Origin of the sequence: Bacillus halotolerans (assembly GCF_001517105.1) — a bacterium.
Lineage (GTDB): Bacteria > Bacillota > Bacilli > Bacillales > Bacillaceae > Bacillus > Bacillus halotolerans.
The window spans coordinates 184,307-196,812 of record NZ_LPVF01000008.1 but is presented as its reverse complement, the minus strand read 5'-3'; the positions used below and the strand labels follow the sequence as shown (position 1 = coordinate 196,812).

16 protein-coding genes are annotated in these 12,506 nt (G+C 45.7%); 11 read left to right on the top strand and 5 right to left on the bottom strand.

Annotation, left to right across the window (positions count from 1 at the left end; all coding sequences use genetic code 11):
* Window position 1 precedes the first annotated feature (1 nt).
* The gene (locus tag AU387_RS03545) at window positions 2-385 is read left to right on the top strand and encodes a tautomerase family protein (protein WP_059334837.1); all 384 of its coding nucleotides are present in this window, start codon (window positions 2-4) and stop codon (window positions 383-385) included.
* 34 nt (window positions 386-419) lie between these two features.
* Here AU387_RS03545 and mdtP read toward each other — a convergent pair whose 3' ends face one another.
* The 4 genes from mdtP to AU387_RS03525 all read right to left on the bottom strand — a co-directional run bounded on the left by mdtP (window position 420) and on the right by AU387_RS03525 (window position 3,269).
* Window positions 420-2,033 (bottom strand): multidrug efflux MFS transporter MdtP, encoded by a 1,614-nt coding sequence (gene mdtP, locus AU387_RS03540; RefSeq protein WP_059334836.1) that lies wholly within the window; start codon window positions 2,031-2,033, stop codon window positions 420-422.
* Between the two features lie 25 nt (window positions 2,034-2,058).
* Window positions 2,059-2,505, bottom strand: coding sequence for a MarR family transcriptional regulator (locus AU387_RS03535; protein ID WP_044159054.1), 447 nt, complete (start codon window positions 2,503-2,505; stop codon window positions 2,059-2,061).
* 173 nt (window positions 2,506-2,678) lie between these two features.
* On the bottom strand, window positions 2,679-3,011 hold the full coding sequence (locus AU387_RS03530) for a spore coat protein (protein WP_024122779.1): 333 nt from the start codon (window positions 3,009-3,011) through the stop codon (window positions 2,679-2,681).
* A 12-nt stretch (window positions 3,012-3,023) separates the two neighbouring features.
* A complete protein-coding gene (locus tag AU387_RS03525) occupies window positions 3,024-3,269 on the bottom strand; it encodes a hypothetical protein (protein WP_044159050.1) in 246 nt (81 codons plus the stop codon).
* Window positions 3,270-3,368: 99 nt separating this feature from the next.
* Here AU387_RS03525 and AU387_RS03520 point away from each other — a divergent pair, with 99 nt between their 5' ends.
* Complete coding sequence (locus tag AU387_RS03520; protein WP_059334834.1) at window positions 3,369-4,277, top strand: proline dehydrogenase family protein; 909 nt, start codon at window positions 3,369-3,371, stop codon at window positions 4,275-4,277.
* A gap of 27 nt (window positions 4,278-4,304) precedes the next feature.
* On the opposite strand, the gene AU387_RS20330 is transcribed toward AU387_RS03520, so the two are convergent.
* Window positions 4,305-4,448, bottom strand: a complete 144-nt coding sequence (locus tag AU387_RS20330; RefSeq protein WP_010331806.1) for a YuzL family protein — start codon at window positions 4,446-4,448, stop codon at window positions 4,305-4,307.
* 175 nt (window positions 4,449-4,623) lie between these two features.
* On the opposite strand from AU387_RS20330, the gene AU387_RS03515 reads away from it, so the two are divergent.
* From AU387_RS03515 to AU387_RS03475, 9 genes are all read left to right on the top strand, one after another.
* Window positions 4,624-6,993, top strand: coding sequence for a 3-hydroxyacyl-CoA dehydrogenase/enoyl-CoA hydratase family protein (locus AU387_RS03515; protein ID WP_059334832.1), 2,370 nt, complete (start codon window positions 4,624-4,626; stop codon window positions 6,991-6,993).
* A gap of 10 nt (window positions 6,994-7,003) precedes the next feature.
* Window positions 7,004-8,179 (top strand): acetyl-CoA C-acetyltransferase, encoded by a 1,176-nt coding sequence (locus tag AU387_RS03510; RefSeq protein ID WP_059334830.1) that lies wholly within the window; start codon window positions 7,004-7,006, stop codon window positions 8,177-8,179.
* A 15-nt stretch (window positions 8,180-8,194) separates the two neighbouring features.
* Complete coding sequence (gene fadE / locus AU387_RS03505; protein ID WP_044159046.1) at window positions 8,195-9,979, top strand: acyl-CoA dehydrogenase FadE; 1,785 nt, start codon at window positions 8,195-8,197, stop codon at window positions 9,977-9,979.
* A gap of 111 nt (window positions 9,980-10,090) precedes the next feature.
* Entirely contained in the window at window positions 10,091-10,447 is a 357-nt protein-coding gene (locus tag AU387_RS03500) for an arsenate reductase family protein (RefSeq protein ID WP_024122775.1), read from the top strand.
* 66 nt (window positions 10,448-10,513) lie between these two features.
* The gene (gcvH, locus tag AU387_RS03495; protein WP_010331800.1) at window positions 10,514-10,897 is read left to right on the top strand and encodes a glycine cleavage system protein GcvH; all 384 of its coding nucleotides are present in this window, start codon (window positions 10,514-10,516) and stop codon (window positions 10,895-10,897) included.
* A gap of 55 nt (window positions 10,898-10,952) precedes the next feature.
* Entirely contained in the window at window positions 10,953-11,189 is a 237-nt protein-coding gene (locus AU387_RS03490; RefSeq protein ID WP_010331799.1) for a YusG family protein, read from the top strand.
* A gap of 77 nt (window positions 11,190-11,266) precedes the next feature.
* Window positions 11,267-11,620, top strand: coding sequence for a toprim domain-containing protein (locus AU387_RS03485; protein WP_044160328.1), 354 nt, complete (start codon window positions 11,267-11,269; stop codon window positions 11,618-11,620).
* An 11-nt stretch (window positions 11,621-11,631) separates the two neighbouring features.
* Complete coding sequence (locus AU387_RS03480) at window positions 11,632-11,952, top strand: thioredoxin family protein (protein WP_059334828.1); 321 nt, start codon at window positions 11,632-11,634, stop codon at window positions 11,950-11,952.
* Window positions 11,953-12,059: 107 nt separating this feature from the next.
* The gene (locus tag AU387_RS03475; protein WP_024122772.1) at window positions 12,060-12,404 is read left to right on the top strand and encodes an SCP2 sterol-binding domain-containing protein; all 345 of its coding nucleotides are present in this window, start codon (window positions 12,060-12,062) and stop codon (window positions 12,402-12,404) included.
* Window positions 12,405-12,506 lie beyond the last annotated feature (102 nt).

Sequence of the window (12,506 nt, the reverse complement as noted above, 5' to 3'; positions counted from 1 at the left end):
GATGCCATTTGTACAGATTCATTTACGAGCGGGGAGAAGCAAAGAATGGCTTCAAAAACTGAGCAGAGCCATTCACCAGTCTATGATCGAAGAAATCAATGTACCGGCTGATGATTACTTTCAAGTGATCCGGCAATACCAAAAAAGCGAATTTTTTTATGATCCGTCTTATTTACAGGTAGAGCGCACAGATGAACTGATTTACATCCATTTTACATTGAAAGATTCAAGAACAACAGAACAGAAGAAATCGTTTTACCATTCAGTGGCAAGCCGGATTCATTCGGAGCTCGGTGTAAGAAAAGAAGATGTGTTTATCATACTGGCCGGAAATCAGGATGAGGATTGGTCCTTCGGAAACGGAAGGGCCCAGATGATCGAATAAAAAAGCCCCGCGGTTATGTCCGCGGGGCGCTCTATTAATGAGAAGGGGATTCAACGGCTTGTGCCGCTTTTTCCTTTTGTTCATCCGTTTTCTTATTCGAAAGCTTAATAGGCTTTAAGAATAAGGTGAATACAGCTCCGACTGCGATAAAGATCAGGCCTGTATAAAACACGCTGTGGAGCGAATCCATCAACGATGTTTTTAATATCGGCATAATATGGGATGAGAAAGCCGCAGGGATTTGTTTAATTGCGTCCGGGCTGAACAGTGATTGCAGCAGCCCTTGCGGATTTGTATCAATCATACCCTTTAGCTGGGCGGCAAACGAGCTTGCCTGTGCTTGAAGTGAGTCTAAGTACGGCACCAGTTTATCTGTTAATAAACTTCCTGATCTGGCATTCATTACAGCGCCCAGCATGGTAATGCCGAAAGTGCCCCCGATAGAACGGAAGAATTGGCTGGAAGAGGTGACGACCCCAAGCTCCTCTTTCGAAAAGCTTTCCTGTAAAGCCAGCGTCAGAATCGGCATAACAAGACCCATTCCAAGACCGATAATGGCCATATAGGATGTTGCGACAAGTTTGCTCGTGTCTAAATCCAAGGTGGTTAACAGAAGGAATCCGCCAGCCATAATCAGCATGCCTGTTATGATTTGCGGTTTAATGCCTATTTTGTAAACAAGCTGACCGCCGATAATGCTTGTGATGATCATTGAGATCATCATCGGTGTCATAATGGTGCCTGATTCAGACGCGCTTACACCGACAATTCCCTGCATAAAGAAAGGAACAAACGTAATTGCGCCAAACATTCCGATACTCATAAAAAAGCCGATCAGGTTCAAAAATGTAAATGTTCTATTTTTAAATAGATACATTGGAAGGATCGGTTCTTTCGCTTTCGATTCAACAATAATAAAGCTCACAATTCCGATCAGTGCGAGCGCGAACAAGCCGAGAATCTGCCATGAACCCCATGCGTAATCTTTCCCGCCGAAGCTTAGGGCAAGAAGAAGGCTGACAACCCCGACAATCATTGTGAAAATACCGGCGATATCAAAGTTGATCGGACCGGTCTGCTTACGGCCCTGCAATCCTCTGGCAATAAAAATAACCGCGATAATTCCAACAGGAAGGTTAATGTAGAAAACCCATTTCCAGTTTAATGAATCAACGATCCAGCCGCCGATTTGCGGCCCGATAACAGAGGCAAGCCCGTAAATGGCTCCAAAGACCCCTTGGAATTTGGCACGCTGTTTCCCTGTAAATAAGTCACCAATGACAATCATGGCCATCGGCATCATAATACCTCCGCCAATTCCCTGCAAACCGCGGAAAATAATCAATTCTGTCATATTGTTGGCCATTCCGCACAGAGCTGAAGCAGCCATAAAAATAAGCAACCCTGATACATAGACGATCCGGCGCCCCAATAAGTCCGCTAATTTACCGGCAATCGGCACGACCGTTGTTGATGTTAACAAATACGCCGTAGTCAGCCAGGTCATCATGCTCAAACCGCCAAGATCTCCGACGATTTTCGGCATGGCAGTTCCGACAATGGTACCGTCAAGGGCTGAGAAAAACATGGCAATGATTAAGCCTGTTATTAATAAAGTCCGTTTTGATTGTTTTCCTTCATTACTCATTTCATCCGTTTCCTCTTTTCCTATTTTACTTTTCATTTGTTTCGGCAGCAGCTTGTGCCAGCTTTTTCGTCATATGCGCTGCCTGCAACAGTTCCTCTTCCGTCAGGTAAGAAAGGTATCGTGCCATTATGGCTTTTCTGCCCGCCAAAACGTCCTCGAACTTTCTGTCTCCTTCATCGGTAAGGCTGATATTAATGACTCGCCTGTCTTGGGTATTGTGTTTTCTGACGATCAGACTTTTTTGTTCAAGGCGGTCTGCCATTAACGTAACCGCGCTTGGCTTGACCTCCATCCGTTCGGCAATTTCAGAAATTTTAAGGCTGCCATTCTTTTTTAAGCTTGCGAGCACAAACAGCTGCGCGGGGGTAATCCCCTGTTTCTCCATGCTATCCAGCATTTCAGGCTGTATCTTTTGAAAGAGCGCCTGAAGCGATAGTTGAATATCAGACATTAACTGATCCGCACTCTTCATCTTCATTTCTCCTCTTTAATATAATCTGTGTTTATATTTAATGTATTGAAATAGTTAATGCTTATTAAATATAAATAAACATTAATAAAAAGTCAACTGATTTTACACACAAAAAAAGGATAGATGCCGGTAAAGCACATCATACCCTTTTTGCGGATCTGATTGATGGAACTTTATTGCTGATAAGGAGACTGCTGCTGAATGGTTTGCTGGAACTTTTGATAGGATTGCTGTAGCTTTTGGGCGTCCTCTGCTTCAACAGTATACCATCCATATTGGAACATGAGATCATACAGTTTTCTTTGCGCTTTTTGTGACTCATCAAAAATGGATTGAATATCCTGATAGAGAGATTCATGGCTGAACTCGTGCAGAGCAGTGCAATACGCAGTGGTCATGTATTTTTCCGTTGTCAAAAGTTCATTGACGACATCTCTGTCATTCATTTCTGATGTAGTCGGCACAGGTGTTTGCGGGTTGCTGATTTTCTGATTTTGCTGATTCATTTTGGCGCCTCCTTATTGAATGTAGCCGGACTGCTGCTGGCCTGGCTGCAGGTGCTTTAATATTCTTTGATAGTGATCGTGATGCATATGTCCGACACGGTCTAGTTCTTGTTTTAATGCTTGATCTTGGCACTGCTGCGCCATAAAATGCGCTTTTTTCATTGCGAGCAGATTCCAGTTCAGCATGTCATTCAGATACAAATGATCCTTTGTCGAAATAACAGAGGGCGGCATTTGAGATTGCTGCTGATTGTTCATTGTCATCCTCCTTTGCGTTCTATTCGTTTTATGTTTCCTTCAGTATGGGAGTTATATACAGGTGTTTTGAAGAAGGCTGTATCGTCAGGAGGGAATTGGATGTTGAGACATATGTTTTTATTCTTATCTCAAAATAAAACGCTCACCAAGCTTGCCAAAGCATACGGATCACGGCTGGGGGCGCGGAGATTTGTCGCGGGGGACACGATTGAATCGGCTGTTCGGACCATTAAAAAGCTGAATCAATCCGGATTGTGCACAACCATCGATTATTTAGGCGAGTATGCGGCTACACAAAAAGAAGCAAGTCGAGTCGCAGAGGAATGCAAGAAGGCGATTCAAGCGATTGCCGACCATCGGTTAGATTCCGGGCTTTCCCTTAAGCTGACGTCACTGGGGCTCGATATTTCAGAGGAGCTGGCCGTTTCACATTTGCGTGACATTCTATCTGTTGCGAAGGAAAATGACGTGGCTGTGACGATCGATATGGAGGACTACTCACATTATGAACAGACGCTTGCCATCTACAGGCAGTGCAAGCAGGAATTTGACATGCTGGGTACGGTGATACAGGCTTATCTTTACCGGGCTGCAGAAGATATCCGAAAGCTGCACGATCTGAAGCCGAATCTCAGACTTGTCAAAGGCGCTTACAAGGAATCTGCGGCCGTTGCATTCCCTGATAAAAAAGGAACAGACCTTCACTTTCAGAGCTTGATTAAACTTCATCTGCTGAGTGGGAATTATACTGCAATCGCTACACACGATGATGACATCATTGCGTTTACGAAGAAACTCGTTGCCGAGCATCAAATCCCGCTGTCACAATTCGAGTTTCAAATGCTTTACGGGATTAGGCCGGAGCGGCAGAAGGAACTCGTGAAGGAAGGGTACAAGATGCGTGTATATGTCCCGTATGGAACCGACTGGTTTAGCTACTTTATGAGAAGAATCGCCGAAAGACCGGCAAATGCGGCTTTTGTGTTAAAAGGGATTTTCAAAAAGTGAAAGCAGCCGCGAACCGCAGCTGCATTGTTATTGTTCCATGTTATGTTTCTTATACTGCTGATTTTGGCTTGTCCGTTTTCCGCCGCCGTAATGCTGTGTCGGACCGGCATCTCCCTTCACGCTCGCCGCGCTTACTGCTGCTGAAGACGGGTTCTTTTTCTCTCGCACCATTCCCTTCACCTCCAGGTTTACGTTTCCCGTCTTCTATTTGCTTCATACAAAAAAATAACAAATTAGCTATTGAAGTCGAAACAAAAATCTTTTATGATGAAAGAAGAAACGGGTTTCCATTTTTTTTGACCAAAAAATGAATGATTATTCATTCAACGTTCAAGGGGGATGTCTCATGCACAAACACATTCAAAAAGCAGCCGTTTTAGGATCGGGGGTTATGGGTTCCGGTATTGCTGCGCATTTGGCTAACATCGGAATTCCGGTCCTGCTGCTTGATATTGTGCCGAACGATTTAACAAAGGAAGAGGAGAAAAAGGGGCTGACGAAGGAAAGTCCGGAGGTGCGCAGCAGGCTGAGCAGATCTGCGGTGAAAAAGCTGCTGAAACAAAAGCCTGCCCCTCTTACGTCAGCACAAAATACCGCTTATATTACTTCCGGCAATCTAGAAGATGATGTTGAGAAGCTGAAGGAAGCTGATTGGATTATTGAGGTCGTTGTGGAAAATCTTGAGGTCAAAAAGAAGATTTTCTCTCTCGTGGATGAGCATCGGAAACCGGGCAGCATCGTCTCGAGCAACACGTCCGGCATCTCAGTGCAGGCAATGGCTGAAGGCAGGTCTGATGATTTTAAAGCTCATTTTCTCGGAACACACTTTTTTAACCCGGCGCGATATTTAAAGCTGCTGGAGATCATTCCGATTAAGGAAACTGATCCTGACATCCTGGCGTTTATGACATCCTTCGGTGAAAATGTCCTCGGCAAAGGTGTGGTTACAGCTAAGGACACACCAAATTTTATCGCAAACCGAATCGGGACGTACGGACTTCTCATTACGGTTCAAGAAATGCTGAAAGGCGGCTATCAGGTCGGAGAAGTCGACTCCATCACAGGCCCGCTGATCGGCAGACCGAAGAGCGCAACCTTCAGAACGCTGGATGTTGTCGGCCTTGATACGTTTGCCCACGTCGCCCGAAACGTATATGACAAAGCAGAGGGAGACGAAAAAGAAGTGTTTCGCCTGCCTGACTTCATGAATGACATGCTGCAAAAAGGCTGGATCGGAAGCAAATCCGGTCAAGGCTTTTATAAAAAAGAAGGAAAAACGATTTATGAGCTAGACCCGATGACGCTTACTTACGGAGAACGGACAAAGATGAAAACACCGGCTCTTGAAGCGGCAAAGCAAGCTAAAGGGACAAAAGCCAAAATGAAAGCGCTTATTTATTCGGAAGACAGGGCTGGCCAGCTGCTGTGGAATATCACGTCGCAAACGCTGCTTTACTCAGCCCAGCTGCTCGGAGAAATTGCCGACGATATTCATGCAATTGACCAAGCCATGAAATGGGGTTTCGGCTGGGAACTGGGGCCATTCGAAATCTGGGACGCAATCGGTCTCAGACAGTCGGCGGAAAAGCTTGAACATCTAGGAGCGGAGATTCCCGGCTGGATAAAAGATATGCTGGACAAAGGGAATGAAACCTTCTACATCAGAGAAAACGGAAAAGTGCTTTATTACGAAAGCGGCGAATACAGAGCTGTAAAAGAAAACAAGAAACGAATCCATTTACAATCGGTCAAAGAAACAAACGGCGTCATTGCCAAAAACAGCGGAGCCAGCCTGATCGACCTTGGAGACGATGTGGCATTGCTCGAGTTTCACTCGAAAAGCAATGCCATCGGGTTCGACATCATTCAAATGATCAACAGAGCTTTGGAAGAAACAGAGCGGAATTACAAAGGGCTTGTCATCGGCAATCAAGGCAAAAATTTCTGTGTGGGCGCCAATCTCGCCATGATCTTAATGGAAGTACAGGATGACAACTTTATGGAAGTTGATTTGGTGATACGGCGTTTTCAAGAGACAATGATGAACATCAAATACAGCGCGAAACCTGTTGTTGCAGCTCCATTTGGCATGACGCTCGGCGGAGGGACGGAAGTGTGTCTCCCTGCTGCACGTATACAAGCGGCAAGCGAAGCCTATATGGGACTTGTAGAATCAGGAGTCGGCCTTATCCCTGGCGGAGGGGGCAATAAAGAGCTGTACATCAATCATCTTCGCCGCGGTCTTGATCCGATGAATGCGGCCATGAAAACATTTGAAACGATCGCAATGGCTAAGGTGTCAACTTCCGCCCAAGAGGCCCGGGAACTGAACATTTTAAAAGAGGCTGACCGTATCAGCACTAACCAGGATCACCTCCTGTACGATGCAAAGCAGTTAGCCGCCTCTTTATACGATACCGGCTGGCGGCCGCCTGTAAAAGAAAGGGTCAAGGTGGCGGGGGAAACAGGTTATGCCGCGCTTCTGCTCGGTGCAGAGCAAATGAAGCTGTCCGGCTACCTATCTGAGCATGATATGAAAATCGCTAAAAAGCTCGCTTTTGTGATTGCCGGCGGAAAAGTGCCGTTCGGAACAGAGGTGGATGAAGAGTACTTATTGGAAATTGAGAGGGAAGCGTTTTTAAGTCTGGCAGGCGAGGCGAAATCTCAAGCGAGAATGCAGCATATGCTGGTGAAAGGCAAACCTTTACGGAACTAGGAGGGAGTTTATGAAAGAGGCAGTTATTGTGGCAGGAGCAAGAACACCGGTAGGGAAAGCGAAAAAAGGTTCATTGGCCACCGTTCGCCCGGATGATTTGGGAGCCCTTTGCGTGAAAGAAACGCTGAAACGAGCAGGCGGCTATGAGGGCAATATTGACGATTTAATTATTGGCTGTGCGACACCTGAAGCAGAACAGGGGCTCAATATGGCGAGAAATATCGGCGCGCTTGCGGGTCTGCCATATACGGTGCCGGCGATTACGGTCAACCGCTACTGTTCCTCAGGTCTTCAGTCCATCGCATATGCGGCAGAAAAAATTATGCTTGGCGCCTACGATACGGCCATTGCAGGCGGAGCGGAATCTATGTCACAGGTTCCGATGATGGGGCATGTGACCCGTCCGAACCTCGCATTAGCCGAGAAAGCGCCGGAGTATTACATGAGCATGGGACACACGGCAGAACAGGTTGCGAAAAAATACGGCGTTTCCCGTGAAGATCAGGATGCTTTTGCCGTGCGCAGCCACCAGAAAGCTGCCAAAGCTCTTGCAGAGGGGAAATTTAAAGATGAAATTGTCCCAGTCGAAGTCAAGGTGACAGAAATCGGCGAAAACCATAAGCCGCAGGAAAAACATACTGTTTTTTCTCAGGATGAAGGTGTCCGCCCGCAAACGACCACAGACATTTTAAGCACTTTACGCCCGGCCTTTTCCGTTGACGGGACAGTCACTGCCGGAAATTCCTCGCAAACAAGTGACGGGGCGGCGGCTGTCATGCTGATGGATCGCGAAAAAGCGGATGCGCTTGGTTTGGCGCCGCTTGTCAAATTCCGTTCCTTTGCAGTTGGCGGGGTGCCCCCGGAAGTCATGGGCATCGGGCCCGTGGAAGCCATTCCGCGCGCACTGAAGCTAGCCGGGCTTCAACTGCAGGACATCGGGCTGTTCGAACTGAACGAAGCTTTTGCATCACAAGCCATCCAAGTCATCAGGGAGCTGGGGATTGATGAGGAGAAAGTGAATGTCAACGGGGGCGCAATCGCACTCGGACACCCGCTTGGCTGTACGGGCACAAAGCTTACTCTCTCGCTGATTCACGAAATGAAACGAAGAAATGAGCAATTTGGTGTCGTTACAATGTGTATCGGCGGCGGGATGGGAGCAGCCGGTGTATTTGAATTATGCTAAAGGGGGAAAAAACAAATGACGAAAAAAACGGCTGAAGTACTAAAAGGCGGCGGTTTCTTAATCGAGGATGTCACATATGATCAGATGTATACACCGGAGGATTTCACCGACGAGCATAAAATGATTGCGAAAACAACGGAGGATTACATTGAGCAGGACGTTCTGCCGCATATAGATGAAATTGAGAACCATCAATTTGAACATTCCGTCCGTCTTTTGAAGAAAGCGGGAGAACTGGGGCTTCTCGGAGCCGATGTTCCCGAGGAATACGGCGGGCTGGGCCTTGATAAAATCAGCTCGGCGCTGATCACTGAAAAATTTTCGCGTGCGGGAAGCTTTTCACTTTCTTACGGTGCACATGTCGGCATCGGTTCCTTGCCGATCGTATTCTTCGGAACGGAAGAGCAAAAGAAAAAATATCTCCCTGATCTGGCTTCAGGGGAAAAGATCGCTGCGTACGCACTGACTGAGCCGGGTTCCGGATCTGATGCGTTAGGCGCAAAAACGACAGCGGTGCTGAATGAAGCAGGAACGCATTACGTATTAACCGGGGAAAAACAGTGGATCACCAACTCAGCTTTTGCCGATGTCTTTGTCGTTTACGCCAAAGTGGACGGCGAAAAGTTTTCCGCTTTTATTGTAGAAAAAGATTTTCCGGGCGTATCAACCGGACCTGAAGAAAAGAAAATGGGAATTAAAGGGTCCTCGACAAGAACCCTCATATTGGATCAGGCTGAGGTGCCGAAGGAAAACCTTCTTGGAGAAATCGGCAAAGGGCATGTCATCGCTTTTAATATTTTAAATATCGGCCGCTACAAGCTGGCAGTAGGAACGATCGGCGCGTCAAAACGGGTGATCGAGCTGTCTGCAGCTTACGCAAATCAGCGCCGCCAATTTAAAACGCCGATCGCAGGCTTTTCGCTGACCCAGGAAAAAATCGCGACGATGGCATCAAGACTGTATGCGATGGAAAGCTCTGTGTACAGAACCGTCGGGCTGTTTGAAGACAATATGAGCCAGTTTACAGCTGAAGACCTAAAGGACGGAAGACAAATTGCGAAGTCCATTGCCGAATACGCCATTGAATGCTCTCTCAACAAGGTATTTGGCTCTGAAACGCTTGATTATATTGTCGATGAAGGCGTGCAAATCCACGGCGGCTACGGATTTATGCAGGAATATGAGGTGGAAAGAGCCTATCGGGATTCCAGGATCAACCGGATTTTCGAAGGAACAAATGAAATTAACCGGTTAATCGTGCCAAGCACGTTTCTGAAGAAAGCGATGAAAGGCGAGCTGCCTCTTTTTGAAAAGGCACAGGCGCTTCAAGAAGAACTCATGATGCTTATGCCTGAGGAGCCGGGCACCGGCGTATTAGAGCAAGAGAAATATATTGTCAAGCAAGCCAAAAAAATCGCCCTGTTCGCCGCGGGTCTTGCCGCGCAAAAATACGGAAAAGCGATCGACCGCGAACAAGAAATTCTCGTAAACGTTGCTGATATTGTCAGCAATGTATATGCAATGGAATCAGCGGTGCTCAGAACGGAAAAGGCCATTGCCGCGCAAGGAAGCGATAAAGCAGCGCAAAAGCTGCTGTACACAGAAATTTTCGTTCAAGAAGCCTTTAATGAAATTGAAGCCCATGCGAAAGAATCTTTACTTGCAATGGAAGAAGGGGATTCTCTCCGTATGATGCTCTCGGCTCTCCGCAAGCTGACACGCGTGACGCCTAAAAATGTCATTCGGAAAAAACGTGAAGCGGCAGCGGGTGTGTTCGAGGCCGAAAAATATATTGTCTGAGTCCCAAGGAGCTCCGCTCATCCGGAGCTCTTTTTTTATGAAGCACTGTTTTAGGTTTTTAAAACAAACTGTGTTAAAATAACCTCGATTATTTTATTGAGGGGGAAGAAGATGTCGTTAACTTTTTACTGGTACCCTAAATGCGGAACGTGCCGCAAAGCGAAAAAATGGCTTGAAGAGCATGGAAAAGAAATCAACGAAATACATATTGCAGAACAGCCTCCAAGCAAAGAGGAGCTAAAATCGCTTTATGAAAAAAGCGGGCTGGATTTAAAGAAATTCTTCAACACAAGCGGCATGAAATACCGTGAACTGAATCTGAAGGAAAAACTGTATCACATGTCAGAAGACGAACAGCTTGAACTGCTGGCTTCAGACGGAATGCTGATCAAGCGCCCGCTCACAACAGACGGCGAAAAAGTGACAGTCGGCTTTAAAGAAGATCAATTTGAAGAAAACTGGTCATGATGTAAATTTTTTTCGAAAAGTGTGGTATCTTCTTATTGTAGTGCTGTAAAAAATGGAGGGATTCAATTGAGCATACCTAAAGATTTGCGTTACTCAGAAGAACACGAGTGGGTAAAAGTTGAAGGAGAAAAAGCCAAAATCGGCATTACCCATTTTGCCCAATCCGAGCTCGGAGATATCGTGTTTGTTGAGCTTCCTGAAGTCGGCGCTGAAATTAAAGCGGACGAGCCTTTCGGAAGTGTAGAATCCGTAAAAACGGTATCTGAGCTTTACGCACCGATTAACGGAACTGTAGTGGAAGTAAACGAAGATCTTGATGACAGCCCGGAGTTCGTCAACGAATCTCCGTATGAAAAAGCATGGATGATCGTCGTTGAACCGTCTGACGCGTCTGAAATTGAAAAACTAATGACAGCAGAGCAATACGAAGAGATGACACAGCAAGACTAAAACCGGATAGCTGAGCAGGCAATTGGATACGCTAACGCTATGGGAGGTGTCCAATATGGCTTTCAGCAAACAAAAGCTCGATGTCACCAATGATGTGACAGGCCGCTTTCAAAATGGCCGGCTCTCGTTATATCATGAAGATGAGATGATCGGCCAAATGACAGGCATGAATGAATATGAGCTTAAGTCCGGTTTTACCTATGAAAATGAAAAGTTTTATAAGACAGCCGACGTGGTTTCAGGAGACGATCAGAAATATGTGGATTGTGACTACGAAAGCGGCTGGTGTTAATGTTGGCGGTGAATTTCACTGCCTTCTTTTACAATCTGAACGTTTCAAATTTGACGCGGCAGGTGAAGCAGATGAACATGGATGAGCTGGAAAAAGTCTTGATTGTTGAAGGGAAATCAGATAAAGAAAAGATTGAAAGCGTCCTGAATGAGCCAATGCGCATTATCTGCACAAACGGAACAATCAGCCAGCTGAAGCTGGAGGAATTGGCTGACGAGCTTTACGAGAAGGACGTCTATATTTTGGTTGATGCCGATGAATCGGGCGAGAAATTGAGAAAACAGCTGAAAAGGGAATTTAATGAAGCCTTCCATTTACATATCGACAGAGCCTATAAGGAAGTGGCGGCGGCGCCCAGACACCATATAGCATCTGTATTGCTGAGCGCAAATCTGAATGTCCATACGATTTTTCTTGAAAGAAAGACCTGAGGTGTTATAGCATGAAAGAACTCCAAGAACAAGAACTTAAACACATTACTGATGATGTGTATCTCCTATATTTATATACTCCGTTTTGCGGGACCTGCCAGCTGGCAAGCAAAATGCTGACAGTTGTCGAAGAAATGCTTCCGTCTGTCGCCTTCTATAAAAATAATCTCAACTATTCACCGGCGTTTGCAAAAGCATATCAAATTGAAAGCGTCCCTTGTTTTCTGCTGTTTAAGGGCGGGAAAGTAATTGAAAGAGGGTATGCGTTTCATTCCGTTTCTTACTTATATGAGCTGATCAAACAAAAATCATCTTCTGCATCTCATTTATGACATTTTTCTCGGCACATTCCAATGAAATTGTCGTTCGTTTTATAAAGGGGTTCTTGCGCTGAAGAGAGAAATGTGTATGTATGACCAACAAATAGGAGGTTGTACAAATGGAGAAAGCGGAAGTTTTAGAAGATGATTACCAGCATCTGTTTTTAAAACCCCTTTTGAACACTTCAACATTGCTCATTACCTTCCAAGGAGAAACAGAAGCCTTAACCGTCTCAATAAACGAACAAGGGGAAATGAAAAAGATTTCTCCGCCCCACACGTCCAACCTGACCTTTTATGGAAACCAAACAGAAATCATTGATCTTTTGCATGGAGACATTTCCCTTCAGCACCTGATCCAGAGCGGGAGCCTAAAGGTAAAGGGTTCATTCAGAGCGCTGTTAAAGCTGGAAGCCATTCTGTGGCTGACGAATGGTTTTTTTCAGAGGATTCTAAAGAATTGAAAATTAGTAAATTATTATAATAGTAAAAGTTGACATCATTTATTTTATTGACATTTTATCATTCGCCATGCTATTCTACATTAAGAATTTCCGGACGAAAAA